Genomic DNA, 25,788 nt, shown 5'->3' on the forward strand with positions numbered 1-25,788 from the left:
GTCACAGCTTGCGCAGGCTGAGCCGCCGCACCTTGTGGTCGGGTCCCTTGCGCACCACCAGGGTGGCCCGCCCCCGGGTGGGCGCCACGTTCTCCACCAGGTTGACCCGGTTGATGGTGCGCCAGGTGGTGCGGGCGTAGTCGAGGGCCTCCTCCTCGGACACCTGCGTGTACCGGCGGAAGTATGAGGAGGGGTCCTGGAAGGCGGTCGCGCGCAGCTTGCGGAAGCGGCTGAGGTACCACTGCTCGATGTCCTCGGTGCGCGCGTCGACGTAGACGCTGAAGTCGAAGTAGTCCGCGAGCCCGACCCGGGTGCGGCCGTCGCCGCCGGGCAGTGCGGGCTGGAGGACGTTCAGCCCCTCGACGATCAGGATGTCGGGGCGGCGGACCACGAGCTTCTCGTCCGGGACGATGTCGTAGATGAGGTGGGAGTAGACGGGCGCGGTGACCTCGTCCTTGCCCGCCTTGATGTCGGCGACGAAGCGGGTCAGCGCCCGGCGGTCGTAGGACTCGGGGAAACCCTTCCGCGACATCAGCCCCCGGGCCTGCAGTTCCCTGGTCGGCAGCAGGAAGCCGTCCGTGGTGACCAGTTCTACGCGCGGGTGCTCGGGCCAGCGGGACAGGAGTGCCTGGAGCAGCCGGGCGACGGTGGACTTGCCGACGGCGACCGAGCCGGCCACCCCGATGACGAAGGGGGTCCCGGACTGGGAGCCCTGCTCGCCGAGGAAGGTGTTCAGGGCCCCGCGCAGGCCGTCGGTGGCGCCGACGTAGAGGTTGAGCAGCCGCGACAGCGGGAGGTAGATGTCCCGCACCTCGTCGAGGTCGATGACGTCGCCGAGGCCGCGCAGCCGTTCGACCTCCTCGGCGGTGAGCGGCAGCGGCGTCTTGTCGCGCAGCGCGCTCCACTCGGCTCGGGTGAGGTCGACGTAGGGAGTCGCCTCCGGCCGCTGCCGGTGGGCGCTCCGGGGTATCGAGGAGACCGGAGAGATCACAGTCCATTGTTAACGGAGTTTGAACGGGGCGACAGGTGGGCTGTGTCACGCCGGACGGGGCGGAGGGGCCGGGCGGCGCGGAAGGGGACACGGGGGCGGGCGCGGGACGTGCGGTGATGTGGCGGGACGTGTCGGGACACCGGTGGATCCGGCGCGGCGCGGTCGTGGGGTTGGGCGCGGAGAGGGGCGCGGGAGGCGTCCGGACGCGCGGGGCGGGGGGACAGGTCGGTCACGCCGGACAACGCCGGACACGCCGGTCACGGTCGCGTTCCGGCTGCCGGACCGGGTGGCGGAATCCGCGCCACCGGTGCGTAAAGTGCCCGCAGACTTCCCGGAGTTCACCGGGCCCCGGCTACGAAAGAGTCCCCGCCGTGACCACGACCGCCGTCCGCCGTACCGCCCTCGCGGCGTCCGCCGCCGCCCTGGCCCTCCTCGTCACCGCCTGCGGCGGCTCGTCGGACGACGGCGAGGGGGACGACAGGGCGAGCACCGCCCCCAGCCCCACCCCCTCCGCGAGCGCCAGCGCCACCGGCAGCGCCACCCCGTCCCCGGAGAACCAGCGGACGCACTCCAGCGCCGAACTGGACATGCGCGCGCTGACCCAGTCCGACCTCGACGGCATCACGGTCACCGAGGTCGTCAAGGTCGACGACGCCACGCGCGACGAGGTGACGGCGGAGGACGCCGCCTGTCTGCCGCTCGCCCTGGCGCAGAGCGGCGTCGCCCAGGCCGACCCGGCCGCGGCGGTCAAGCGGTCCTGGGCCTCGGCGCCGAAGGAGCCCTCCGGGAAGGAGCAGGGGAGCGACCCCACGGAGCGCATGTACGGCATGTCCAAGGGGCTGCTGACGCTCTCGTCCTACCAGGGCGACGGTGCCACGAAGGCCGTCGACGCCCTGCGGAAGTCCTTCGAGGCGTGCAAGGACGGCTTCGTCTTCACCGCCAAGGGGCAGCGCACCAGGATCGACAAGGTGGTCCCCGGCGACGTGGCGCCCGCCGGTGCCGACGAGACGGTCGCCCTCACCCTGACGCTGGACCCCGAGAAGGGCTCCAGCTTCCCGGTCAAGGTCATCGTCACCCGCAAGGGCTCCACCCTCGCCGCCTTCGCCGAGCTCAACCTGGGCGCCGCCGCCACCGGCAAGGACTTCCCCTTCCCCGAGGACGTCGCCGGGGCCCAGGTCACCAAGCTGGGCTGACCGGGGACCCGCCGGGGCCGCCGGTGACCCGCCGGGCCGTGCGGTCCCCGGCGGGAACGTCCGGTCCCGGGCACGACGGGACCGCTCCGAGGTGGGATCAAGGCCGCTCCGGGGCCGGTTCGAGGCCGCTCCGGGCCGGGTTCGCGGGTGACTCCGGGGCCGGGGGCCGACCCGCGCCCTCCGGTGTCCGACGCCGCGCGCTGATCCACCGGGGATCACCGGCCAGCCCTTAGGCTGCCTTTTATGTGCGGAATTGTGGGATATGTGGGTCCGCAGTCGGCGCTGGACGTCGTACTGGCCGGGCTGAAGCGTCTGGAGTACCGCGGCTACGACTCGGCGGGCGTCGCCCTGCCCGCGGACGGCGGCCTGGCCACCGCCAAGCGCGCCGGGAAACTCGTCAACCTGGACAAGGAACTGTCCGAACGGCCGCTGCCGGCCGCCACCACCGGCATCGGCCACACCCGCTGGGCCACCCACGGCGGCCCCACCGACTCCAACGCCCACCCGCACGTCGACAACGCGGGCCGGGTGGCCGTCGTCCACAACGGCATCATCGAGAACTTCGCCCCGCTCCGCGCCGAACTGGAGGAGCGCGGCCACACCCTGGCCTCGGAGACCGACACCGAGGTCGTCGCCCATCTGCTCGCCGAGGAGTTCTCCGCCCATCCCGACCTCGCGGAGGCGATGCGGCGGGTGTGCCGGCGGCTGGAGGGCGCCTTCACCCTGGTCGCGGTGCACGCCGACGCCCCCGGCGTGGTGGTCGGCGCCCGGCGCAACTCCCCGCTCGTGGTGGGCCTGGGCGACGGCGAGTCCTTCCTCGCCTCCGACGTGGCCGCGTTCATCGCGCACACCCGGGAGGCCGTCGAACTGGGCCAGGACCAGGTCGTCGAGCTGAGCCGGGACGGGGTGACGGTCACCGGGTTCGACGGCGCCCCGGCCGACGTGCGCGCCTACCACATCGACTGGGACGCCTCGGCCGCCGAGAAGGGCGGCTACGACTACTTCATGCTCAAGGAGATCGCCGAGCAGCCCAAGGCCGTCGCGGACACCCTGCTCGGCCGCATCGACGGCTCCGGCACGCTGAGCCTGGACGAGGTGCGCATCCCCGCCGGGGTGCTGCGCGAGCTGGACAAGGTCGTCATCATCGCCTGCGGCACCGCCTTCCACGCAGGGCTGATCGCCAAGTACGCCATCGAGCACTGGACGCGCGTGCCCTGCGAGGTCGAGCTGGCCAGCGAGTTCCGCTACCGGGACCCCATCCTCGACCAGCGCAGCCTCGTCGTCGCCGTCTCCCAGTCCGGGGAGACCATGGACACCCTGATGGCCGTGCGCCACGCCCGCGAGCAGGGCGCCAGGGTCCTCGCCATCTGCAACACCAACGGGTCCACCATCCCGCGCGAGTCCGACGCCGTGCTCTACACGCACGCCGGGCCCGAGGTCGCCGTCGCCTCCACCAAGGCCTTCCTGACCCAGCTCGTGGCCTGCTATCTGGTCGCCCTCTACCTCGGCCAGGTGCGCGGCACCCAGTACGGCGACGAGATCCGCGCCGTGGTGCGCGACCTGTCCCGGGTGCCCGAGGCGGTCGAACGGGTCCTGGGGACCATGGAGCCGGTGCGGGAGCTGGCCCGCTCCCTCGCCCACAAGGACACGGTGCTCTTCCTCGGCCGCCACGTGGGCCACCCGGTCGCGCTGGAGGGCGCCCTCAAGCTCAAGGAACTCGCCTACATGCACGCCGAGGGGTTCGCCGCCGGGGAGCTGAAGCACGGGCCGATCGCGCTCATCGAGGAGGACCTGCCGGTCGTGGTGGTGGTGCCGTCGCCGCGCGGCCGGTCCGTGCTGCACGACAAGATCGTCTCCAACATCCAGGAGATCAGGGCGCGGGGGGCGCGGACCATCGTCATCGCGGAGGAGGGCGACGAGGCCGTCGTGCCCTACGCCGACCACCTCGTCCGGGTCCCGGCCACCCCGACGCTGCTCCAGCCGCTCGTGACGACGGTGCCGCTCCAGGTCTTCGCCTGCGAGCTGGCGACCGCCCGGGGCAACGAGGTGGACCAGCCGAGGAACCTGGCGAAGTCGGTGACGGTGGAGTGAGGCCGGTGCCGGCGGAGCGGGGCCCGGTCGGCCGCGCTCCGGGCGGCCGGGGCCGTCGTGGCCGTCGGCGTCGCGGGGCCGTCGTGACCGCCGGGGCCGTCGCGGTCGCCGTGGGCTCCGCGGGTGGCCGCGGGCGGTGCCGGGGCGGGGCCGGGCCGTCGCCGTAGGGTGTGCGGCATGAGCATCATCGGGGTCGGGATCGACGTGGCCGAGATCGAACGGTTCGGGGCGTCGCTGACCCGCACCCCGGCCCTGGCGCGGCGCCTGTTCCTGCCCGGCGAACTGCTGCTGCCCAGCGGGGAGCGGCGCGGCGTCGCCTCCCTCGCGGCGCGGTTCGCGGCGAAGGAGGCGCTGGCCAAGGCGCTGGGCGCGCCCGGCGGGCTGCTGTGGACGGACGCCGAGGTGTACGTGGGGGAGGCGGGACGCCCGCTGCTCCGGGTGAGCGGCACGGTGGCCGCGCGGGCGGCTGAACTGGGCGTGGCCTCCTGGCACGTGTCGCTGAGCCACGACGCCGGGGTGGCGTCGGCGGTGGTGATCGCGGAGGGATAGGCCCCGGGCCGGGCCCGCGGCCGCTCCAGGGCGGCGGCGGGGCCGCGCCGCGAGGGGACCTCTCCCGGGGGCCGGGGGAGGGCTGCGCCCTGGGGCGCCGGGGGAAGGCTGCCCAGGGGAGCCGCAGGGGGCTGCGCCCAGGGGAGCCGGAGGAGGGCGGCCCCGGGGGATCCCCGCCCGGGTGGGGGCGCCCCCGGAGGTGGGACGCCCCGGGGACTCACCGCCCGGCCGACGCGGCGTCAGAGCGCGCGGATGCAGCGCCAGGCGTCCGGCAGGTGGTCCGCCACCTCGTGGGCGGTCGCCGGGGCCGACCGGGACGCCAGGCGCCCCGACAGCCCGTGGAGGTAGGCCGCGGCCGCGCCCGCGTCCGGGGCCGGCAGCCCGGCCGCCAGGAGCGAACCGGCCAGGCCCGACAGCACGTCGCCGCTGCCCGCCGTGGCCAGCCACGGCGTTCCCGTGGCGTTCGCCCGCACCGGCCCTCCGTCCGCCGCCGCGACCAGCGTGGTGGAGCCCTTCAGCAGCACCGCCGCCCCGTAGCGCGCCGAGAGTTCCCGCACCGCCGCCAGCCGGGCGGCCTCCACCTCCTCGCGGCCCACGCCCAGCAGGGCCGCCGCCTCCCCGGCGTGCGGGGTCATCAGCGTCGGCGCCGTACGGGCCCGCACCGCCCCGGCGTCGGCCAGCCGCAGCCCGTCCGCGTCGATCAGCAGCGGCACCTCCGCCGCCACCGCCTCGGCCACCGGCGCGGCGTCGTCGCCGATCCCGGGGCCGACGACCCACGCCTGCACCCGCCCCGCCCCCTTCGGCCCCCCGGCCGACACCAGCGCCTCGGGGAACCGGGCGATCACCGCGTCCCCGGCCGGGCCCGCGTACCGCACCGCCCCGGCCCCGCCCCGCAGCGCGCCCGCCACGGCGAGCACGGCCGCGCCCGGATACCGCGCCGACCCGGCGGCGACGCCCACCACCCCGCGCCGGTACTTGTCGCTCTCCGCGCCCGGCACCGGCAGCAGCGCCGCCACGTCCGCGTGCTGGAAGGCCTCCAGCACCGCCCCCCTGCCGGGCAGCGCCAGCCCGATCTCCACCAGCCGCACCGACCCGGCGTACTCCCGGGCGGGGTCGACCAGCAGCGCGGGCTTGTGGGTGCCGAAGGTCACCGTCAGATCGGCCCGCACCGCCGCGCCGCGCACCTCGCCGGTGTCGGCGTCGACCCCGCTCGGCAGGTCCACGGCGACCACGGCCGCCCGGGACCGCTCCGCCGCCGCGGCCAGCGGCACCGCCCCCGGCCGCAGCCCGCCCCGCCCGCCGATGCCCGTGATGCCGTCCACGACGAGGTCGGCCCGGCCGATCAGCTCCTCCCCGGCACCGTCCGGCGCGATCCGCCCCCCGGCCCGGCGCAGCGCCGCCAGGCCCCCGGGATGCGCCCTGCCGGGGGTGAGCAGCACCGCCGCGACCCCCGCCCCCCGACCGGCGAGCCGCGCCCCGGCGTACAGGGCGTCACCCCCGTTGTCGCCGCTGCCGACCAGCAGCACCACCCGGCTGCCGTAGACCCGGCCGAGCAACTGGGCACAGGCCGCGGCGAGTCCGGCGGCGGCGCGCTGCATCAGCGCCCCTTCCGGCAACCGCGCCATCAGTTCCCGCTCGGCGTTCCTGACCGTCTCCACGCTGTACGCACTCCGCATGCCCCCAGTGTTCCCCGCCCGGCGCCGCACCCTCCGGCGCACCCGCCCCACGCGTCCCCACGGACCCGTTCCGGCGCGCCGTCCGGGCCGCCCCGGGCCCCGCCCGGCCCTCCGACCGGTGGGCATCCTGCCTGCTCTGAGAGACTGTGCGGTGATGAGTGAGAGTGTGGTACGGCCGGAAACGGGCCCGAGGGCCCGGGCCGAGATCGATCTGGACGCCCTGCGGGACAATGTGCGCACCCTGCGCGAACGGGCACCCGGCGCGGCCCTGATGGCCGTCGTCAAGGCCGACGCCTACGGCCACGGAGCCGTCCCGTGCGCCCGCGCGGCCGTCGAGGCGGGGGCGGGCTGGCTGGGCACCGCCACCCCGCAGGAGGCGCTCGCGCTGCGCGCCGAGCCCGCGCTCGCCGGAGTGCGGATCATGTGCTGGCTGTGGACCCCCGGCGGGCCCTGGCGGGAAGCGGTCGAGGCGGGCATCGACGTCTCCGTCAGCGGGATGTGGGCCCTGGAGGAGGTCACCGCGGCGGCCCGCCGCGCCGGGCGCCCCGCCCTGATCCAGCTCAAGGCCGACACCGGCCTCGGCCGCAACGGCTGCCAGCCGGGCCCGGAGTGGGCCGCGCTGGTCGCCGCCGCGCTCGCCGCCGAGCGCGCGGGCCTGGCGCGCGTCACCGGGCTCTGGTCCCACTTCGCCTGCGCCGACGAGCCGGGACACCCCTCCATCGCCGCCCAGCTCACCCGCTTCCGGGAGATGACCGGATACGCCGAGGGGGAGGGGGTGCGCCCGGAGGTGCGGCACATCGCCAACTCGCCGGCCACGCTCACCCTGCCCGAGACCCACTTCGACCTGGTCCGGCCCGGCATCGCGATGTACGGGCTGTCGCCCAGCCCGGAGGTCGGCACCTCCGCCGACTTCGGGCTGCGCCCGGTGATGACGCTGTCCGCCCCGCTGGCCCTGGTCAAGCGGGTGCCCGCGGGCCACGGCGTGAGCTACGGGCACCACTACACCACCCCCGGCGAGACCACCCTCGGCCTCGTCGCCCTCGGCTACGCGGACGGCGTCCCCCGGCATGCCTCCGGGACCGGCCCGGTCCTGGTCGAGGGCAAGTGGCGGACCGTCGCGGGGCGGGTGGCGATGGACCAGTTCGTCGTCGACCTCGGCGGCGACCTGCCCGACCCCGGCACCGAGGCGGTGCTGTTCGGGCCGGGCGACCGGGGCGAGCCCACAGCCGAGGACTGGGCGCAGGCGGCGGGCACGATCGCGTACGAGATCGTCACCCGGATCGGTCCGCGCGTCCCCCGGGTCCTCGTGGACCGGCGGAGCACCGTGCGCGGGTGACCCCGTCCCGTGCATGATGCACCCGTCCGGGTGATGCCGGACGGAGACGAGAGCGACCGGCGCGGCGCCCCGGCGAGGAGGAGCGGTACGTGAGCGAGAGCGGTGCGGACGCCGTCGTGGACGCGGCCACCGGCGGCTGGCGCCGGGCCACCGGCATCGCGGGCCTGGCCCTGGGCGTGGTCGCGGCGGGCGCGGCGGCAGGTGTGGCGGTGGAACGGCTCACGGTCGGCCGGGAGATGCGCCGTGAGGCCCGGATGGTGCTGGACTCGGCGGGCCCGTTCGGCGAACTGCGCGGCACCCCCGGCAGGGCGTACGCCGACGACGGAACCGAGCTGTACTACGAGATCGACGAGATCGACGGGGCCGACGGGGCCGTGGAGATCGGCGGGGCCGACGGGGACGGGGGGCCGGGCGCGGCCGAGGGGGCCACGACCGGGGCCGTGACCGGGGCCGAGGGGGCACCTGCCCCCCGTGGCTCTCGCGCCGCCCATGACGCGGACGGAGCGGATGCCGCCGGTGCGGCGGGGGCCGGGGCCGACGGTGGCGCCGCGGCCGGGGGCGGCTCCGCGGGGGGAGCGCGGCGGCCGTCCGGGCGGCGGGCGCCCGCGCCGGTGACCGTCGTCTTCTGCCACGGCTACTGCCTCAACCAGGACTCCTGGCACTTCCAGCGCGCCGCCCTGCGCGGCGCGGTCCGCGGCGTGTACTGGGACCAGCGCAGCCACGGCCGCTCCGGACGGGGCGTGACCCAGGGCCGCGACGGCGAGCCGGTCACCATCGACGGGCTGGGCCGCGATCTGCGCGCCGTCCTCGACGCCGCCGCGCCCGAGGGGCCCGTGGTGCTCGTCGGCCACTCGATGGGCGGGATGACGGTGATGGCCCTGGCGGACCAGTTCCCCGAGTTCGTCCGGGAGCGGGTGGCCGGTGTCGCGCTGGTCGGCACCTCCTCGGGAAGGCTCGGCGAGGTGAACTTCGGGCTGCCGGTGGCCGGGGTCAACGCGGTGCGGCGGCTGCTGCCGGGTGTGCTGAGGGCGCTGGGGCAGCGGGCGGAGCTGGTGGAGCGGGGGCGCCGGGCCACCGCCGACCTGTTCGCCGGGATCGTCAAGCGCTACTCCTTCGCCGGACGGGACATCGACCCGGCGGTGGCCCGGTTCGCGGAGCGGATGATCGAGTCGACGCCCATCGACGTGGTCGCCGAGTTCTACCCGGCCTTCGACGACCACGACAAGACCGCCGCCCTGGCCCGTTTCCGCGAACTGCCGGTGCTCGTGCTCGCCGGGGTGCGGGACCTGGTCACGCCCGGCGGGCACAGCGAGGCCATCGCGGAACTGCTGCCCGGGGCCGAGCTGGTGATGGTGCCCGACGCCGGGCACCTGGTGATGCTGGAACACCCCGCACTGGTCACGGACCGCCTGACCGGCCTGATCGCCCGGGCCCGTGAACGGGCCCGGGGGGACGCGGCGGGCCCGGGGGACGGCGGGGCCCGGGGCCCGGCGGGTTGAGGGCCCCGGCGACCGGTTGACGGACGCGGGACGGTTGACGGCACGGGCCGGGCGACACGCGCCGCGCGCCGTGACGGGCCCCGCCTGGTCGGCGGCACCGTGGCGCGGCCGTGCGGGGACCGCTCCGGGCCGGGCGCTCCGGCCGGGACGTACGGCACCGGTGACGGGGTGCGGCCGTGGAGGCGACCGGGCGCGGGCGGCCGTGCGGCGGACGCGCCGGGGGCCGTACCGGGGACGTCGGCCGCGACGGCCCCGGGGGCGGGCCGCCGGGCGCCGTCCAGCGGCTACCGTGGGGTGCCATGGAAGCACCCGCAGCACCGTCCGGCCCCGCCGAGCCCGCTCCCGAGGCCGAGATCACCGTCACCTCCCCCGACCGGATGCGGGAGTTCGGCCGCAGGCTGGCCGCCACGCTGCGCGCCGGTGACCTGCTGATGCTCAGCGGGGAGCTGGGCGCGGGCAAGACGACCCTGACCCGGGGGATCGGCGAGGGCCTCGGGGTGCGCGGCGCCGTCACCTCCCCGACCTTCGTGATCGCCCGGGTGCACCCCCCGCTCGGCGACGGTCCGCCGCTCGTCCACGTCGACGCCTACCGGCTGTCCGGCGGGCTCGACGAGATGGAGGACCTCGACCTGGACGTCTCCCTGGCCGACTCGGTCATCGTGGTCGAGTGGGGCGAGGGCAAGGTCGAGGAACTGACCGAGGACCGGCTCCAGCTCACCATCCACCGCGCCGTCGGCGACACCACCGACGAGGTGCGGCGGGTCACCCTCAAGGGCGTCGGCGCCCGCTGGACCGGGGCCGACCTGGACGCCCTCACCGGCTGAGCGCCCCGCGCCGGCGCGGGCCGGCGCGCACGGCCTCCCTCCCGCTCCCGGTGCGCCCCTCCGCTCCGGGCGCACCCCGGCCTGTACGGCGCTTGCCCTGCCTCGTTCCGCCTCGCCTCGCCTCGTCCCGTTCCGTCCCGCCTCGTCCCGGCCCTGTCCGTCCGGCGTCCTCCCGCCAGGTCCTCGTCCCGAGCCCGGCCCGTGCCGTCGCGTCTGTCCCCTCGCCGTGCGCCCGTTTCCGTCCCGTGTCCGGTCCCGGGCGGTCCGCCGCGGGGTCCTTCCACATCGGCTCGTGCGGCCTCCGTTCAGCGGTGCTCCGCTTCGCGTCCGGAGCGTGTCCGCCCCGGGTCCGGCCCGGTTCGTCGTGCCGTGCCGGGGTCGGCCGCGGTTCGTCGTGGGGCCGTTCCGGCCCGGACCGTACGGTGTGCTTCCCGTCCGTCGCGCCGCTGGGCCCGCACGCCGTTCCGCCCGCCCCGCCTGTCACCGGCTCCGCGTCCGGAGGGCGTCCGGTCCGGGACGGGCCCGAGGGGCGTTCCCCGGGCCCGTCCCGTTCCCGCGCACCACGGCCGGTCCCCGCCGCCGCGCCCGTCCCGCCGCGGGGCCGGTCCCCGCCGCCGCGCCCGTCCCGCCGCGGGAGGAGCGGATGATCCGGCCGCCCGATGCCGCCCGATGCCGCCCGATGCCGCCCGATGCCGCCCGATGCCGCCCGGTGCCGCCCGGTGCCCGCGTGGGCCGCCGGTGGTCCGTGGGTCCGGCGGGCGTCGGCCGGCGTCGGCCGGGCGTCCGTTGGCGGAGGCGGATCACCGGGTTTCCGACATCGTGTCGGAAAAATGTTGCCTTCGGCCTCCCTCCGTGGTCACATGGTGTCCGGGCCGTGGTTAGGCACGCCTAACCAGGACGGCCCCCGAGCCCCAGGAGGCGTCCATGCCGGAGACCAGGGACCCGTCGCGCACCGCTCCCGCGGTGTCCATGAAGGAACTGCTCGCGGCCGGTGCCGCCGCGGCGGCCGTCTCGACCCCGCCGTCCGCGCCCGGGCCGCTGCCGAGCCCGTCGGTGTCACCGGAGCGGCCCCGCGAGGCCGCCTGACCGGGCAGCCCCGCCCGTCCGCCGCGCGCCGCCCGCCCCCGACCCCGCGCGGTCAGCGGATGACGACCACCTGGCGGCCGATGGTCGCGAAGTCCCACATGGCGTCGCCGTCCGCCCGGGACTCCCGGATGCCGCCGGTCGGCGCCGACAGGTCGGGCTCGGGCGGCTCGTCGTCCACGGCCGCGCTGAACCCGATGACCACCCCGTCGACCGCGGTGAACCGCACCACGTGCTCGATCGGGACGCCGTCGGTGCCGATCACCCGGTTCGAACGGGACGTCACCGCGTAGCCGCCCGGTGCCGGGTCGACCGTGCCGGGGGTCACCCGGAAGGTGCGCCGCGCCGCGCCGTCCGCACCGACCAGCCAGACCCGGTCGTCGTCCACCGAGTACACGACCCGTTCACCCGTTCCGGACCGCGCGGGCAGCGCCTCCGGGTGACGGCGGTCGCGCGGCGCCTTGACGGCGCCGGGGGCGGGCGGGCCCGACGCCCGCGGCCGGGCGGGGGGCTCCGGCGCCTCCGCCGCCGCGCGGTAGGCGAGAGTGCCCACGGTCACCAGGGCCGCCGTGGTGAGTGCGGCCACGAATCCGGCGCTGCTGGCTGCCACTGGCGACCACCCCGTCGTCGTATCCCGTGCGTCCCGGGCGCCGCGCGCGCCCCGCGGGGTCCGGACGCTCCGGACGCCGTACGCGTTCCGTGGGCGACGGTAGCAGTCCGTGACGACCGCTCCCGGCCGTCCGACACGGGCGCCGCGGCGCCGTACGCTGTTCGCGTGCTCTTGCTCGCTCTGGATACCGCCACGCCCGCCGTGACCGTCGCGCTGCACGACGGCACGGACGTCATCGCCTCGTCGAGCCAGGTGGACGCGCGCCGCCACGGTGAGCTGCTGCTGCCCGCCGTCGACCGGGTGCTCTCCGAGGCCGGTCTGCGGCTGGACGCCGTCACCGGCGTCGTCGCCGGGACCGGTCCCGGCCCGTACACCGGGCTGCGCGTCGGCCTGATGACGGCGGACGCCTTCGGGCTCGCGCTCGGCGTGCCCGTGTACGGCGTGTGCACCCTGGACGGCCTGGCCCGCGCCACCGACCTGGAGGGCCCCTTCGTGGTGGCGACCGACGCCCGCCGCAAGGAGGTCTACTGGGCCCGGTACGCCGACTCCCGCACCCGGCTGACCGACCCGGCCGTCGACCGTCCCGCCGACATCGCCGAGCGGGTGGCCGGGCTCCCCGCCGTCGGCGCCGGGGCCCTGCTGTACCCGGACACCTTCCCCCGGGCCCACGAGCCCGAGCACGTCTCCGCCGCCGCGCTGGCCCGCCTCGCCGCCGAGCGGCTCGCGGCCGGGGAGGAACTGCCCGCGCCCCGGCCGCTCTACCTGCGGCGGCCGGACGCCCAGGTCCCCAAGAACTACAAGGTGGTCACCCCCAAGTGACGGCACCCGAACCCGGCCCCGCCGGGCCCGTCCCCGAGCCCGAGCCCCCGCCCGGCCCCGCCGCCCTGCGCGAGATGCGCTGGTGGGACATCGACGCGGTGCTCCTGCTGGAACGCGAGCTGTTCCCGGAGGACGCCTGGTCGCGGGGGATGTTCTGGTCCGAGCTGGCGCACGCGCGCGGTCCGGCGGCCACCCGCCGCTATCTGGTCGCCGAGGCCGACGGCCGGATCGTCGGCTACGCGGGCCTCGTCGCCTCCGGCGACCAGGGCGACGTGCAGACCATCGCCGTGGCCCGCGGGCGCTGGGGCACCGGACTGGGCGCCCGGCTGCTGACCGAGCTGCTGCGGGCCGCCACCGCCTTCGAGTGCGCCGAGGTGATGCTGGAGTGCCGGGTGGACAACACCCGCGCCCAGCGGCTCTACGAGCGCTTCGGCTTCGAGGCCATCGGCTTCCGCCGCGGCTACTACCAGCCGGGCAACGTGGACGCCCTGGTCATGCGCCTGACCGATCCGTCCGCCTCCGTGGCGGGTACCGACCCCCTGCCGGGAACCGAGCGAGGAACCGAGATCAATGGCTGACGAACCCCTGGTCCTGGGGATCGAGACCTCCTGCGACGAGACCGGCGTCGGTGTCGTCCGCGGCACCACCCTGCTGGCCGACGCGGTCGCCTCCAGCGTCGACGAGCACGCCCGGTTCGGCGGGGTCGTCCCGGAGGTGGCGAGCCGTGCCCACCTGGAGGCGATGGTCCCCACCATCGACCGCGCGCTGAAGGAGGCGGGCGTCAGCGCCCGCGACCTGGACGGCATCTCGGTCACCGCCGGTCCCGGTCTCGCCGGCGCCCTCCTGGTCGGCGTCTCGGCCGCCAAGGCGTACGCCTACGCCCTCGGCAAGCCCCTCTACGGCGTCAACCACCTCGCCTCGCACATCTGCGTCGACCAGTTGGAGCACGGCCCGCTGCCCGAGCCCACGATGGCGCTGCTGGTCTCCGGCGGGCACTCCTCGCTGCTGCTCTCCACGGACATCACCGCCGACGTCCGCCCGCTGGGCGCCACCATCGACGACGCGGCCGGCGAGGCCTTCGACAAGGTCGCCCGGGTGCTGAACCTGGGCTTCCCCGGCGGCCCCGTCATCGACCGGTACGCGCGCGAGGGCGACCCGGGCGCCATCGCCTTCCCGCGCGGGCTGACCGGGCCGCGCGACGCCCCGTACGACTTCTCCTTCTCCGGCCTCAAGACGGCCGTGGCCCGCTGGATCGAGGCCCGGCGGGCGGCGGGGGAGGAGGTGCCGGTGCGCGACGTGTCGGCGTCCTTCCAGGAGGCCGTGGTGGACGTGCTGACCCGCAAGGCCGTGCGGGCCTGCAAGGACAACGGCGTCGACCACCTGATGATCGGCGGCGGGGTCGCGGCCAACTCCCGGCTGCGGGAGCTGGCGCGGGAGCGCTGCGAGGCGGCGGGCATCCGGCTGCGGGTGCCGCGCCCCAAGCTGTGCACGGACAACGGCGCGATGGTCGCCGCGCTCGGCGCCGAGATGGTCGCCCGGGGCCGGTCCGCCTCCGACTGGGACCTGTCGGCGGACTCCTCCCTGCCGGTGACCGACCCGCACGTCCCGGGGAGCGGCCACGGCCGTGACCACGGGCATGACCACGGCCATGACCATGTGCACGGTCATGGCCACGACCATGTGCACGAGGTCAGCAAGGAGAACCTGTACCCGTGACCGTCGCGCTGATGTGGGAGGCGCGGGCGGTGCCCGGCCGGGGCGGGGAACTGCTGGAGTGGGCGCGCTCGCGCGACCTCGGCGCCGAGCCCCTGCGCCGGGAGGCCCTGCGCGCCCCCCAGGACCGGGTCCTCGTCATCACCTGGTGGGACGCCCCGTACGACGCCGAACTGCCGGAGCTGCCCGAACCGGCGGCCGAGCTGGTCACCCGCCCGGTGCACCGCTGGCGCTTCGAGTCGGTGGGGGTGACCGGGCCGGGGCGGTGAGCGGCACGGGACCGGGGCGGCCCCTCCGTGGGCGGGGCGGCGCGGCCGCTCCGTTGGCCGTGCCGCCCCGCGGGCCCGGCCGCCCCTCGTCGTAGGACCGCGCCCGGCCTCCCGGCTCCCCGGCGGGCCGCGGACGGCGCGGGCGGGGCGCCCGCCCGCTCACCGGGCCGGGTGGCCCAGCAGCATCGTGGGCGCGCCCGCGACCCGGGTGAGGAAGACCGTCGCCGCGTTCGGCCCCTGGGGGCGGACCTTGCGGCGCAGCTCCTCCGGCTCCACCGCCGAGCCCCGCTTCTTCACCGTCAGCGTGCCGACCTCCCGCTCCCGGAGCAGCGCCCTGAGCCGCTTCACATGGAACGGCATCCGGTCGGTGATCTCGTAGGCCGTCGCGTAGGGCGTGGGCCGCAGCTCGTCCGCCGTGACATAGGCGATGGTCGCGTCCAGCAGCCCGCCGTCGACCCGTTCGGCCACGTCGGCCACCAGATGGGCGCGGATGACGGCGCCGTCGGGCTCGTACAGGTAGCGGCCGGGCTCGCGGACCGGCGGGTCGGGCAGGCCGGCGCCGACGAGGGTGCGGGGGCCCGGCAGCAGCGTGGCCCGCACGGTGCCCGGCGCCGTGCCGAACCACAGCACCGCCTCCTTGACGTCCCCGCCGTCGGAGATCCACTCGGCCTCGGCGTCCTCGGGCACCACCTCGTGGGGGATGCCGGGCGCGACCTTCAGCGCGGCGGCGACCGGGGCCCGGCGGGCCGCCCCCACCGCCCAGGACAGCGGCGGCGAGTACGCCTCGGGGTCGAAGATCCGCCCGCCCGTTCCCCGGCCGCCGCGCCCGCCGCGCCGTGCCGGGTCCACGAACACCGCGTCGTACCCGGTGGTGTCGACCTCCGTCACGTCCGCCTCGCGCACCTCGACCAGCCCCTCCAGCCCCAGCGCCTCGGCGTTGGCGCGGGCCGCCGCCGCGGTCACCGGGTCGCGGTCCACGGCGAGCACCCGGATGCCCGCGCGGGCCAGCGCGATCGCGTCGCCGCCGATCCCGCAGCACAGGTCGGCCACCGAGGCCACGCCCAGCTCGCGCAGCCGCCCGGCGCGGTGCGCGGCCACGCCGGCGCGGGTCGACTGCTCGACCCCGTCGGGCGTGAAGAACATCCGCCCGGCGTCCTCGGCCCCGAACTTCGCCGCCGCGCGCTGCCGCAGCCGCGCCTGCCCGAGCGCCGCCGACACCAGCTCGGCCGGGTGGGTGCGGCGCAGCCGGGTGGCCACGGCCAGCTCGTGCGCGGGATCGGTGTCGCGGACCTCGTCGAGGAGGGCGCGGCCTTCGGGGGAGCGGAGGGCGTCGAGCTGGTTCACCGGGACATTGTGGGCCAGTCGGTGGACCGTCCGCTCCCGGCGCGGTGTCGGACCGGGTCCCCGGGCCGGGGACTGCGAGCATGCCGCACTATGCACGAAGTCGTACAAACAGATAAAAAGCGGATGCCGGAGAGAGGGCCGTCATGGTCGCTTCGGGCAACCTCCTCCGCGTCCCGGACGCCCCGCGCGCGCCCCGCCCTCCGCGCCGCCTGCGCCCGCCGTACCGCCCGCACCGGCCTGGTCCTCGTGGCCGCCGCCGTCCTGGGCGCCGGCTGCGCGCAGGGCGGGGACCCTCCCGGGGTGCGGGGCGCCGCCGGGCAGCAGCCGCTCCAGGCGCCCCCGGCTCGCGCCCTCGACTCCTACGCCTCCAAGCTGCGCGCGGCCCAGGCGGCCAGGGCCGCCGCCGCCCGGCGGTGGAAGCTGGCGGCGGTGCCGCTCGCCGCGCCGCCGCCCCCGGCGGAGAGGCCCCGGATCACGGCCCGCGAGGGCTTCGAGGTGGACGGGCAGGAGGAGCTGCCCCCGGTCTTCACCACCGTCCCCACCGAGGAGAAGGTCGTCTTCCTCACCATCGACGACGGCGCCGAGAAGGACCCGGCGTTCCTGCGCATGATGAGCGAGCTGAAGGTCCCGTACACCGTCTTCCTCACCGACAAGGAGATCAAGGACGACTACGGCTACTTCACCGGCATGCGGGACGCCGGGGTCACCCTCAACAACCACACCCTGACCCATCCGTACCTCCCCGCCCTCTCCTACGCGGAGCAGAGGCGGGAGATCTGCGGGATGCAGGACGTGATCGAGAAGCGGTACGGCACCCGCCCCGCCCTCTTCCGCCCGCCCTACGGCAACTACAACCGCGACACCCTGCGCGCCGCCCGGTCCTGCGGCATCCGGTACGCGCCCATCTGGAACGAGGAGGTCTACGTCGACCACTGGGAGTACCGCGAGTGGGACCAGGACCTGCACCCCGGTGACATCGTCCTCACCCACTTCCGGGGGCGCGGCGACTGGGACGGCACGATGACCGACCTGGCCCGCCGCTTCCTGGACCGGGTCACCGCCGAGGGATACGCCGTGGCCCGGCTGGAGGACTACCTGTGACCCGCGCCGGCCGGGCCCCGCGCCGGGCCCCGCGCCGGTGCCCGGGACGGCCCCCGGGGGGCGTCCGCCGGGGGCGCGCGCAGGGCCGGCGGGCGCCGGGAAATTCCGCGACGCGCCGCGTCCACTGGCACTCCGCTTGACCGAGTGCTAATCCCGGTCATAGTCTCGGGTCTGGCACTCCCCCCTGGAGAGTGCCAACAACGCGACGGGCAGGTCCGGCACCCGCGACGACGGATCCACCTGGTCGCCACCTCAGACAGTTAACCCCGTGAGATCTCCGAAGGGGGAGGTCGGATCGTGACGACCACCAGCTCCAAGGTTGCCATCAAGCCGCTCGAGGACCGCATCGTGGTCCAGCCGCTCGACGCCGAGCAGACCACGGCTTCGGGCCTGGTCATTCCGGACACCGCCAAGGAGAAGCCCCAGGAGGGCGTCGTCCTGGCCGTGGGCCCGGGCCGCTTCGAGGACGGCAACCGTCTTCCGCTCGACGTCTCCGTCGGTGACGTCGTGCTCTACAGCAAGTACGGCGGCACCGAGGTGAAGTACAACGGCGAGGAGTACCTCGTCCTCTCGGCCCGCGACGTGCTCGCGATCATCGAGAAGTAGGACGCAGGCCGGGTCCGCCCCGGCACCGCCGATCCACCTCGGCACCTGCCTCAGCTGCGCCCCTGGCACCCGCGAACGATAAGAAGCCGGGCGTCGGGGGCGCAGTCAGTTTTTCCCCGGATTACGGAAGAGGGCTCACGCTCCCATGGCGAAGATCCTGAAGTTCGACGAGGACGCCCGTCGCGCCCTTGAGCGCGGCGTCAACAAGCTCGCCGACACGGTCAAGGTGACCATCGGCCCCAAGGGCCGCAACGTCGTCATCGACAAGAAGTTCGGCGCCCCGACCATCACCAACGACGGCGTCACCATCGCCCGCGAGGTGGAGATCGAGGACCCGTACGAGAACCTCGGCGCCCAGCTCGTCAAGGAGGTGGCGACCAAGACCAACGACGTCGCGGGTGACGGCACGACCACCGCGACCGTGCTGGCCCAGGCGCTGGTCCGCGAGGGTCTGAGGAACGTCGCCGCCGGTGCCTCCCCGGCGCTGCTGAAGAAGGGCATCGACGCGGCCGTCGCCGCCGTGTCCGAGGACCTCCTCGCCACCGCCCGTCCGATCGACGAGAAGTCCGACATCGCCGCCGTGGCCGCGCTGTCCGCCCAGGACCAGCAGGTCGGCGAGCTGATCGCCGAGGCGATGGACAAGGTCGGCAAGGACGGTGTCATCACCGTCGAGGAGTCCAACACCTTCGGCCTGGAGCTGGACTTCACCGAGGGCATGGCCTTCGACAAGGGTTACCTGTCGCCGTACTTCGTGACGGACCAGGAGCGCATGGAAGCCGTCCTGGAGGACCCCTACATCCTCATCAACCAGGGCAAGGTCTCCTCCATCACGGACCTGCTGCCGCTGCTGGAGAAGGTCATCCAGGCCAACTCCTCCAAGCCGCTGCTGATCATCGCCGAGGACGTCGAGGGCGAGGCCCTGTCCACGCTGGTCGTCAACAAGATCCGCGGCACCTTCAACGCCGTCGCGGTGAAGGCCCCCGGCTTCGGCGACCGCCGCAAGGCGATGCTCCAGGACATGGCCGTCCTCACCGGCGCCACCGTCATCTCCGAGGAGGTCGGCCTCAAGCTCGACCAGGTCGGTCTGGACGTGCTGGGCTCCGCCCGCCGCATCACCGTCACCAAGGACGACACCACCATCGTCGACGGTGCCGGCAAGAAGGACGAGGTCGAGGGCCGCATCGCGCAGATCAAGGCCGAGATCGAGGCCACGGACTCCGACTGGGACCGCGAGAAGCTCCAGGAGCGCCTCGCCAAGCTGGCCGGCGGCGTGTGCGTGATCAAGGTCGGCGCCGCCACCGAGGTGGAGCTGAAGGAGCGCAAGCACCGTCTCGAGGACGCCATCTCCGCGACCCGCGCCGCGGTCGAGGAGGGCATCGTCTCCGGTGGCGGCTCCGCCCTGGTCCACGCCGTCAAGGTGCTGGAGGGCAACCTCGGCAAGAGCGGCGACGAGGCCACCGGTGTCTCCGTCGTCCGCCGCGCCGCCGTCGAGCCGCTGCGCTGGATCGCCGAGAACGCCGGCCTGGAGGGCTACGTCATCGTCTCCAAGGTGGCGGAGCTGGAGAAGGGCAGCGGCTACAACGCCGCCACCGGCGAGTACGGCGACCTGGTCAAGGCCGGCGTCATCGACCCGGTGAAGGTCACGCGCTCCGCCCTGGAGAACGCCGCCTCCATCGCCTCCCTGCTGCTGACGACCGAGACCCTGGTCGTCGAGAAGAAGGAAGAGGAAGAGCCGGCCGCCGCGGGCCACGGCCACGGCCACGCCCACTGAGTACCGCGCCGAACGCCCGACGGTGCCCGGCACCCCCGCTTTCCCGGGGGCGCCGGGCACCGTCGCGTTCCCGGGGCGGGCGGCGCGTCTCCCGGGACCGTCGGCGTCCCGCCGCCCACCCGACGGCACCGGGGTCGGTGCGGGGCCCGATCCGCGCCCGCGCGGCCTGCGCGCCCGCGTCCCCTCCGGCCGGCGCGGTCCGGGGCGGTCCGGTCGTCGGCCGGGGCACTCGTCCGCCCGCGCCTGCCGCTGCCCGCGCGAGTACGGCCGACCCGCGTCCCCGCGCCAGCGCGGCCCCCATGAGCGGGCGTCCTGCTCGCAGTGCCGGTGCCTCCTCCGGTCGGCGAGGTCCCGGGGCGGTCCGGTCGTCGGCGCCGGGGCCACCCGTCCGCGCCTGCCGCTGCCCGTGCCGAGTGCGGCCGATCAGGCGCGGCCGACCCGCGTCCCGCGCTAGCGCGGCCCGTACTTGCGTCCCGTCACCGAGGACAGCCCGCCCAGCATGCCGCGCGGCACCAGCTTCGTCGCCCCCATCAGCGCCTTGTAGCGGGGGTCCGGGATCGACAGGGACTTGCCGCGGGCCAGGTCCGCCAGCGCGGCCGACACCAGCTTGTCGGCGTCCAGCCACATCCAGTTCGGGATGCTGTCCGTGCCCATCCCGGCGCGCTCGTGGAACTCGGTGCGCACGAAGCCGGGGCACAGCGCCATCAGCCGCACCCCGCTCCCGGCCAGGTCCCGGGCCGCCCCCTGGGTGAACTGCACGACCCACGCCTTGGACGCGCCGTAGGTGCCGCGCGGGACGAACGCCGCGACCGAGGCCACGTTGACGACATCGCCCCGGCCCCGCTCCCGCATCGCCTCGGCCGCCGCAGCCGTCAGCCGCAGCACCGCCTCGCAGTGCACCCTCAGCATCCGCAGCTCGTCGGCCATCGGGACGTCGAGGAAGCGCCCCTTGTTACCGAAACCGGCGTTGTTGACCAGCAGGTCGACCGGGTCGCGGCGCTCGCCCAGCCGGGCGGCCACCGCCTCGATCCCCTCGTCCCCGGAGAGGTCCGCCACCAGCACCTCCGCCTCGATGCCGTGCCGGTCGTGCAGCTCCGTCGCCTGCTCCCGGAGCCGCTTGACATCCCGGGCCACCAGCACCAGGTCGTGCCCCTCGGCAGCCAGCCGTCGCGCGAACGCGGCGCCGATGCCCGCCGTCGCTCCCGTAATCAATGCCGTTGTCATGGCGCAAGGTTATGGTCCCGGCCACCCGGGCACGCCCCCGCTCCACCGGGCCCCCGGCCCGTGAAGACCGGGTGAACGCTCCGGCGTACGCCCCCACCTGCCCGGATTCCCGCCGCCACCGGCCCGCCGCCCGCTCCGCACCGGCCCGCCCGCCACCGGATCGCGCCACCCGGGCCCGCCCCCGAGGGGCAAAGCGGCGGAGCGGGGCCAGGCGTGTGCCCAAAGCTCCGCTTATCCTTGGTGGTGTGATCGAGGCCCGTCATCTCCGCGTCCTGCGCGCCGTGGCGTCCACCGGCTCCTTCTCCGCCGCGGGACGCGAGCTGGGCTGCACCCAGCCCGCCGTCAGCCAGCAGATGAAGGCCCTGGAGACCTCCGTCGGGACCCCCCTCCTGGTGCGCAACGGGCGGGAGATGCGGCTGACCCAGGCCGGCGAGGCCCTGGTGCGGCACGCCTCCGGCATCCTGGCCGGGCTGACCGCCGCCGAGGAGGAGGTCGCCGCCATCGCCGGGCTGCGCGCCGGGCGGGTCCGCCTGGTCTCCTTCCCCAGCGGCAGCTCCACCCTCGTCCCCACCGCCCTCGCCGCCCTGCGGGCCGCGCACCCGGGCACCCGGGTCTTCCTGGAGGAGGCGGAGCCCCCGAGGTCCGTCGCCCTGCTCCGGGAGGGCGACTGCGACCTGGCCCTCGCCTTCCGCTACGAGGGGGCGGCGGGCGCCGAGGAGTGGGACGACCTCGTCGTCCGGCCCCTGCTGACCGACCGGCTGGTGGCCCTGGTGCCCGAGCACCACCCCCTGGCGGGCGCCGGGTCCGTCGCCATCGGGGAGCTTGCCGGTGAGCCCTGGATCGCGGGCTGCCCGCGCTGCCGGGGCCAGCTCGTCGAGGTCTGCGAGGGGGCCGGTTTCACCCCCCGCATCGACTTCGCCACCGACGACTACCCGGCCGTCGTCGGCCTGGTCGGAGCCGGTCTCGGGGTCGCCGTGCTGCCCCAGCTCGCCGTGGACTCCGTGCGGCCCCGGGGCGCACGCACCGTCGCGCTGGAACCGGAGGTGCGGCGGCAGATCGTCGCGCTCACCCTGCCCGACCTGGCGCAGGTGCCGGCGGTGGCGGCGACGCTGGAGCAACTGGCCCGGGCGGCCGGGGGCCTCGTCCAGGCACCCTGACGGCCCGGACCGTCCGCCCGGGGTCGGGCTCCAGGGTCCGGCTCCGGTATCGGAGAAACGTTCCTTCAGGGAATGCGGCCGGCGGTCCGGTCAATGCGGATGCGCCGCGGCGTCGCCGCCGCCGTGCGCCGGTGCCGAGGTGGCGACCAGCCGGTGCCGCGCCCGGCCCATCAGCTCCTCGCGCTCGTCCTCGGTGAGTCCGCCCCAGACCCCGTACGGCTCGCGCACGGCCAGCGCGTGCGCCGCGCACTCGGCGCGCACCGGGCACCTCATGCAGACCTCCTTGGCCGAGTTCTCGCGGGCGCTGCGCGCCGCGCCCCGCTCCCCCTCCGGATGGAAGAAGAGCGAGCTGTCCACCCCGCGGCACGCTGCCAGGAGCTGCCAGTCCCACAGGTCCGCGTTCGGTCCGGGAAGGCGGGAGAAATCTGCCATTGCGTGACCCCTTGTGGCCGATATGGGTGGATACCGTGCTCGCGACCGTGCAACTACGATCTAAGGAGATGAAAATATGACTCATTGCGAATCTAGCCGCAGACACCGCCGAAGAGGAAGAAAAACGGCTGAATGGGGCATGGGTTGTGATGAAAGCGGGTGGGTTGGCCGCGTGCGTCTGCGGCGTGTCCGGCCCCTCACGTAGAGTGTCGAAGTCGACGCACAGCCCCGTAACTCTTTCGGGTGACCATCGTTGAGAGTGCGGAGGCGGTTGAAGGAACCACGTGCTCGGGCGGGCGTCCGAGGCGGTCGACCGCACAGGTGACGATTCGTACCAGCCTGGAGGCTCAACGTGACGCGCATTTGCTGCGGAGGACGGCCATGACTTCCGTCCTCGTCTGCGACGACTCCCCGCTTGCCCGAGAGGCGCTGCGCCGCGCGGTCGCGACCGTGCCCGGCGTCGAGCGCGTGACGACGGCCGCCAACGGCGAGGAAGTCCTCCGCCGCTGGGGAGCCGACCGCTCGGACCTGATCCTGATGGACGTGCGCATGCCCGGCCTGGGCGGCGTCGAGACCGTCCGGCGGCTGCTGTCCGCCGACCCCGGCGCGCGCATCATCATGCTCACCGTCGCCGAGGACCTGGACGGCGTGGCCCTCGCGGTCGCCGCCGGTGCCCGCGGCTATCTGCACAAGGACGCCTCGCGCGCCGAGCTGCGCGCCACCGTGACCCAGGCGCTCGCCGACCCGACCTGGAGGCTGGCCCCGCGCCGGCTCCGCTCCGCCGAGATGGGCGCCGCGCCCACGCTCACCGCGCGGGAGATCCAGGTGCTGGAGGGCATGAGCCACGGCCGCTCCAACGCCGAGATCGGCCGTGAGCTGTTCCTCTCCGAGGACACCGTCAAGACCCACGCCCGGCGGCTCTTCAAGAAGCTCGGCGCCTCCGACCGCGCGCACGCGGTCGCGCTCGGCTTCCGCTGGGGCCTCGTCCGTTAGGGAACCCCGTGTGGTGCAGGCCCGACGGGCCCGTCGGGGGAGCGGCCGCCCCCGTTCACCGCGTGGTGGGCGGGGGTGACGGAGCGCTCCGCGGGAGGCCCGCTGCTCGTTTCGCCGCGGATGGCGCATCCTTGAGGTGTGGAGTTCCTCGGGGACGAGTCGGTCGAGCGGAAGGGGAGGGCGCAGGGGATGAGTTCCGGCGCACCTGCTCATAACGCTTCGGTGCACAACAGCGGGCACGAAGCCACGGATCTGACGGTCGCAAGGCACCATGGGCCGATGCGTGACGACGAGGCGGCCCCCGACCAGGGGACGGTCGGCGGGCTCGTGCATCGTGCCGTCGACGGGGACGAGCAGGCCACGCACGACCTGCTCGCCCACGTCCATCCCCTGGCGCTGCGCTACTGCCGCACGCGGCTGTCCCGGCTGCCCGGTGACGCCCGGCACTTCGTCGAGGACCTCGCCCAGGAGGTCTGCGTCGCGGTGCTGCTCGCGCTGCCCCGCTACAAGGACACCGGGCGCCCCTTCGAGGCGTTCGTCTTCGCCATCGCCGCCCACAAGGTCGCCGACCTCCAGCGTGCCGCGATGCGCCACGGCTCGACGGCCATCCCCTCCGACGAGATGCCGGAGCGCCCCGACGACTCCCTCGGGCCCGAGGAGCGCGCGCTGCTCAACAGCGACGCGGCCTGGGCCAAGAAGCTGCTGGCCAATCTGCCGGAGAACCAGCGCGAGCTGCTGCTGCTGCGGATCGCCGTGGGGCTCACCGCCGAGGAGACCGGCCAGATGCTGGGCATGTCACCGGGCGCCGTCCGGGTCGCCCAGCACCGCGCGCTGAGCAGACTGCGCGCCCTGGCCGAGCAGTAGCCACCCGGTGAGCGGGGCCCCGGCGGCCCCGTGCGAAGCTACGAGGGGCCGGAGCGGACCATGATCGTGGAATGAGACACGTCCTGTTCCCGTTAGCATGGACATCCGCACCGATCAAGGCCATTTGGGGAAGGTGTCATGACTGCCAACGTCGACGGAGTGCCCGAGAAATTCGCGACACTCGGGCTGACCTACGACGACGTGCTGCTGCTGCCGGGCGCCTCCGCGGTGCTCCCGAACGCGGTCGACACCTCGTCCCGGGTCTCCCGCAACGTACGGGTCAACATTCCGCTGCTCTCGGCGGCGATGGACAAGGTGACCGAGTCGCGCATGGCGATCGCCATGGCCCGCCAGGGCGGCGTCGGCGTGCTCCACCGCAACCTGGCCATCGAGGACCAGGCCAACCAGGTCGACCTGGTCAAGCGCTCCGAGTCGGGGATGGTGGCCAACCCCATCACCATCCACCCGGACGCCACCCTCGCCGAGGCCGACGCCCTGTGCGCCAAGTTCCGCATCAGCGGGGTCCCGGTCACCGACGCCGCCGGCAGGCTCGTCGGCATCGTCACCAACCGCGACATGGCCTTCGAGACCGACCGCTCCCGCCGGGTGCGCGAGGTCATGACGCCGATGCCGCTGGTCACCGGCAAGGTCGGCATCTCCGGCGTGGACGCCATCGGGCTGCTGCGCCGCCACAAGATCGAGAAACTTCCCCTCGTCGACGACCAGGGCCTCCTCAAGGGCCTGATCACGGTCAAGGACTTCGTGAAGGCCGAGCAGTACCCGCACGCGGCGAAGGACGCCGAGGGCCGGCTCATCGTCGGCGCCGCCGTGGGCGCCAGCCCCGAGGCGCTGGACCGCGCCCAGGCCCTCACCGAGGCCGGGGTCGACTTCCTGGTCGTCGACACCTCGCACGGCCACAACAGCAACGCCCTCGACTGGATGGCGAAGATCAAGTCGAGCGTCGGCGTGGACGTGATCGGCGGCAACGTCGCCACCCGCGACGGCGCCCAGGCGCTGATCGACGCCGGTGTCGACGGCATCAAGGTGGGCGTGGGCCCCGGCTCCATCTGCACCACCCGCGTGGTCGCCGGCATCGGCGTGCCGCAGGTCACGGCGATCTACGAGGCGTCCCTGGCCGCCCGTGCGGCCGGGGTGCCGCTGATCGGCGACGGCGGGCTCCAGTACTCCGGCGACATCGGCAAGGCGCTGGCCGCCGGCGCCGACACGGTGATGCTGGGCAGCCTGCTCGCGGGCTGCGAGGAGTCGCCCGGCGAGCTCCAGTTCATCAACGGCAAGCAGTTCAAGTCGTACCGCGGCATGGGGTCGCTGGGCGCCATGCAGTCCCGCGGCCAGGGCCGGTCGTACTCCAAGGACCGCTACTTCCAGGCCGAGGTCGCCTCCGACGACAAGCTCGTGCCCGAGGGCATCGAGGGCCAGGTGCCCTACCGGGGCCCGCTCGCCAACGTGCTGCACCAGCTCGTCGGCGGTCTGCGGCAGACCATGGGCTACGTGGGCGCCGCCACCATCGAGGAGATGGAGTCCAAGGGCCGGTTCGTGCGGATCACCTCCGCGGGGCTCAAGGAGAGCCACCCGCACGACATCCAGATGACCGTCGAGGCGCCGAACTACAGCCGTTCGTAGCC

The 25,788-nt window shown here is 75.1% G+C and carries 24 protein-coding genes; 18 read left to right on the top strand and 6 right to left on the bottom strand.

The window, feature by feature from the left end; genetic code table 11:
- Nucleotide 1 precedes the first annotated feature (1 nt).
- Entirely contained in the window at nucleotides 2-991 is a 990-nt protein-coding gene (gene coaA / locus GTY84_RS16345; RefSeq protein WP_161227010.1) for a type I pantothenate kinase, read from the bottom strand.
- A 371-nt stretch (nucleotides 992-1,362) separates the two neighbouring features.
- Between coaA and GTY84_RS16350 the strand changes: the two genes are divergently transcribed.
- The 3 genes from GTY84_RS16350 (at nucleotide 1,363) to GTY84_RS16360 (ending at nucleotide 4,824) form a co-directional block, all read left to right on the top strand.
- On the top strand, nucleotides 1,363-2,184 hold the full coding sequence (locus tag GTY84_RS16350; RefSeq protein ID WP_161227011.1) for a hypothetical protein: 822 nt from the start codon (nucleotides 1,363-1,365) through the stop codon (nucleotides 2,182-2,184).
- Nucleotides 2,185-2,427: 243 nt separating this feature from the next.
- Nucleotides 2,428-4,275 carry a glutamine--fructose-6-phosphate transaminase (isomerizing) gene (gene glmS / locus GTY84_RS16355; protein ID WP_161227012.1) on the top strand — a complete coding sequence of 616 codons (1,848 nt, stop codon included), beginning with the start codon at nucleotides 2,428-2,430 and terminating at the stop codon, nucleotides 4,273-4,275.
- A 177-nt stretch (nucleotides 4,276-4,452) separates the two neighbouring features.
- On the top strand, nucleotides 4,453-4,824 hold the full coding sequence (locus GTY84_RS16360) for a holo-ACP synthase (protein WP_161227013.1): 372 nt from the start codon (nucleotides 4,453-4,455) through the stop codon (nucleotides 4,822-4,824).
- Nucleotides 4,825-5,063: 239 nt separating this feature from the next.
- On the opposite strand, the gene GTY84_RS16365 is transcribed toward GTY84_RS16360, so the two are convergent.
- Complete coding sequence (locus GTY84_RS16365) at nucleotides 5,064-6,500, bottom strand: NAD(P)H-hydrate dehydratase (protein WP_161227014.1); 1,437 nt, start codon at nucleotides 6,498-6,500, stop codon at nucleotides 5,064-5,066.
- 154 nt (nucleotides 6,501-6,654) lie between these two features.
- Between GTY84_RS16365 and alr the strand changes: the two genes are divergently transcribed.
- From alr to GTY84_RS33020, 4 genes are all read left to right on the top strand, one after another.
- Nucleotides 6,655-7,836: an alanine racemase gene (gene alr / locus GTY84_RS16370; protein WP_161227015.1), complete on the top strand. Its 1,182-nt coding sequence runs from the start codon at nucleotides 6,655-6,657 to the stop codon at nucleotides 7,834-7,836.
- Between the two features lie 89 nt (nucleotides 7,837-7,925).
- Complete coding sequence (locus GTY84_RS16385; RefSeq protein ID WP_345943455.1) at nucleotides 7,926-9,335, top strand: alpha/beta hydrolase; 1,410 nt, start codon at nucleotides 7,926-7,928, stop codon at nucleotides 9,333-9,335.
- 299 nt (nucleotides 9,336-9,634) lie between these two features.
- Nucleotides 9,635-10,159 (top strand): tRNA (adenosine(37)-N6)-threonylcarbamoyltransferase complex ATPase subunit type 1 TsaE, encoded by a 525-nt coding sequence (gene tsaE, locus GTY84_RS16390; protein WP_161227016.1) that lies wholly within the window; start codon nucleotides 9,635-9,637, stop codon nucleotides 10,157-10,159.
- 924 nt (nucleotides 10,160-11,083) lie between these two features.
- Nucleotides 11,084-11,245 (top strand): hypothetical protein, encoded by a 162-nt coding sequence (locus GTY84_RS33020; protein WP_202551224.1) that lies wholly within the window; start codon nucleotides 11,084-11,086, stop codon nucleotides 11,243-11,245.
- Between the two features lie 52 nt (nucleotides 11,246-11,297).
- Here the strand turns inward: GTY84_RS33020 and GTY84_RS16395 are convergent, their stop codons facing one another.
- Nucleotides 11,298-11,852, bottom strand: coding sequence for a hypothetical protein (locus tag GTY84_RS16395; RefSeq protein ID WP_161227017.1), 555 nt, complete (start codon nucleotides 11,850-11,852; stop codon nucleotides 11,298-11,300).
- A gap of 165 nt (nucleotides 11,853-12,017) precedes the next feature.
- Here GTY84_RS16395 and tsaB point away from each other — a divergent pair, with 165 nt between their 5' ends.
- The 4 genes from tsaB to GTY84_RS16415 all read left to right on the top strand — a co-directional run bounded on the left by tsaB (nucleotide 12,018) and on the right by GTY84_RS16415 (nucleotide 14,653).
- Complete coding sequence (tsaB, locus tag GTY84_RS16400; protein ID WP_161227018.1) at nucleotides 12,018-12,671, top strand: tRNA (adenosine(37)-N6)-threonylcarbamoyltransferase complex dimerization subunit type 1 TsaB; 654 nt, start codon at nucleotides 12,018-12,020, stop codon at nucleotides 12,669-12,671.
- A gap of 74 nt (nucleotides 12,672-12,745) precedes the next feature.
- A complete protein-coding gene (gene rimI / locus GTY84_RS16405; RefSeq protein ID WP_161227108.1) occupies nucleotides 12,746-13,249 on the top strand; it encodes a ribosomal protein S18-alanine N-acetyltransferase in 504 nt (167 codons plus the stop codon).
- On the top strand, nucleotides 13,242-14,387 hold the full coding sequence (gene tsaD / locus GTY84_RS16410; protein ID WP_161227019.1) for a tRNA (adenosine(37)-N6)-threonylcarbamoyltransferase complex transferase subunit TsaD: 1,146 nt from the start codon (nucleotides 13,242-13,244) through the stop codon (nucleotides 14,385-14,387). Before rimI ends, tsaD begins: the two co-directional genes overlap by 8 nt.
- Entirely contained in the window at nucleotides 14,384-14,653 is a 270-nt protein-coding gene (locus tag GTY84_RS16415; RefSeq protein WP_161227020.1) for a hypothetical protein, read from the top strand. Before tsaD ends, GTY84_RS16415 begins: the two co-directional genes overlap by 4 nt.
- Before the next feature lie 159 nt (nucleotides 14,654-14,812).
- Here GTY84_RS16415 and GTY84_RS16420 read toward each other — a convergent pair whose 3' ends face one another.
- Nucleotides 14,813-15,997: a class I SAM-dependent methyltransferase gene (locus GTY84_RS16420; protein WP_161227021.1), complete on the bottom strand. Its 1,185-nt coding sequence runs from the start codon at nucleotides 15,995-15,997 to the stop codon at nucleotides 14,813-14,815.
- 123 nt (nucleotides 15,998-16,120) lie between these two features.
- On the opposite strand from GTY84_RS16420, the gene GTY84_RS16425 reads away from it, so the two are divergent.
- From GTY84_RS16425 to groL, 3 genes are all read left to right on the top strand, one after another.
- Nucleotides 16,121-17,098 carry a polysaccharide deacetylase family protein gene (locus GTY84_RS16425; protein ID WP_161227022.1) on the top strand — a complete coding sequence of 326 codons (978 nt, stop codon included), beginning with the start codon at nucleotides 16,121-16,123 and terminating at the stop codon, nucleotides 17,096-17,098.
- Between the two features lie 297 nt (nucleotides 17,099-17,395).
- The gene (gene groES, locus GTY84_RS16430; protein ID WP_053135717.1) at nucleotides 17,396-17,704 is read left to right on the top strand and encodes a co-chaperone GroES; all 309 of its coding nucleotides are present in this window, start codon (nucleotides 17,396-17,398) and stop codon (nucleotides 17,702-17,704) included.
- Between the two features lie 145 nt (nucleotides 17,705-17,849).
- Nucleotides 17,850-19,475, top strand: a complete 1,626-nt coding sequence (groL, locus tag GTY84_RS16435; RefSeq protein WP_161227023.1) for a chaperonin GroEL — start codon at nucleotides 17,850-17,852, stop codon at nucleotides 19,473-19,475.
- A gap of 450 nt (nucleotides 19,476-19,925) precedes the next feature.
- On the opposite strand, the gene GTY84_RS16440 is transcribed toward groL, so the two are convergent.
- A complete protein-coding gene (locus GTY84_RS16440; RefSeq protein ID WP_161227024.1) occupies nucleotides 19,926-20,699 on the bottom strand; it encodes an SDR family oxidoreductase in 774 nt (257 codons plus the stop codon).
- 245 nt (nucleotides 20,700-20,944) lie between these two features.
- Here GTY84_RS16440 and GTY84_RS16445 point away from each other — a divergent pair, with 245 nt between their 5' ends.
- A complete protein-coding gene (locus GTY84_RS16445; protein ID WP_161227025.1) occupies nucleotides 20,945-21,856 on the top strand; it encodes a LysR family transcriptional regulator in 912 nt (303 codons plus the stop codon).
- A 90-nt stretch (nucleotides 21,857-21,946) separates the two neighbouring features.
- Here GTY84_RS16445 and GTY84_RS16450 read toward each other — a convergent pair whose 3' ends face one another.
- Entirely contained in the window at nucleotides 21,947-22,288 is a 342-nt protein-coding gene (locus GTY84_RS16450; RefSeq protein ID WP_161227026.1) for a WhiB family transcriptional regulator, read from the bottom strand.
- Between the two features lie 381 nt (nucleotides 22,289-22,669).
- On the opposite strand from GTY84_RS16450, the gene GTY84_RS16455 reads away from it, so the two are divergent.
- From GTY84_RS16455 to guaB, 3 genes are all read left to right on the top strand, one after another.
- Complete coding sequence (locus GTY84_RS16455; RefSeq protein ID WP_003948568.1) at nucleotides 22,670-23,281, top strand: response regulator transcription factor; 612 nt, start codon at nucleotides 22,670-22,672, stop codon at nucleotides 23,279-23,281.
- A gap of 279 nt (nucleotides 23,282-23,560) precedes the next feature.
- The gene (locus GTY84_RS16460; RefSeq protein WP_161227027.1) at nucleotides 23,561-24,145 is read left to right on the top strand and encodes a sigma-70 family RNA polymerase sigma factor; all 585 of its coding nucleotides are present in this window, start codon (nucleotides 23,561-23,563) and stop codon (nucleotides 24,143-24,145) included.
- Between the two features lie 138 nt (nucleotides 24,146-24,283).
- Nucleotides 24,284-25,786: an IMP dehydrogenase gene (gene guaB / locus GTY84_RS16465; RefSeq protein ID WP_161227028.1), complete on the top strand. Its 1,503-nt coding sequence runs from the start codon at nucleotides 24,284-24,286 to the stop codon at nucleotides 25,784-25,786.
- Nucleotides 25,787-25,788: the final 2 nt, after the last annotated feature.

The sequence above is a fragment of the Streptomyces sp. SID8352 genome, assembly GCF_009862265.1.
GTDB lineage: Bacteria > Actinomycetota > Actinomycetes > Streptomycetales > Streptomycetaceae > Streptomyces.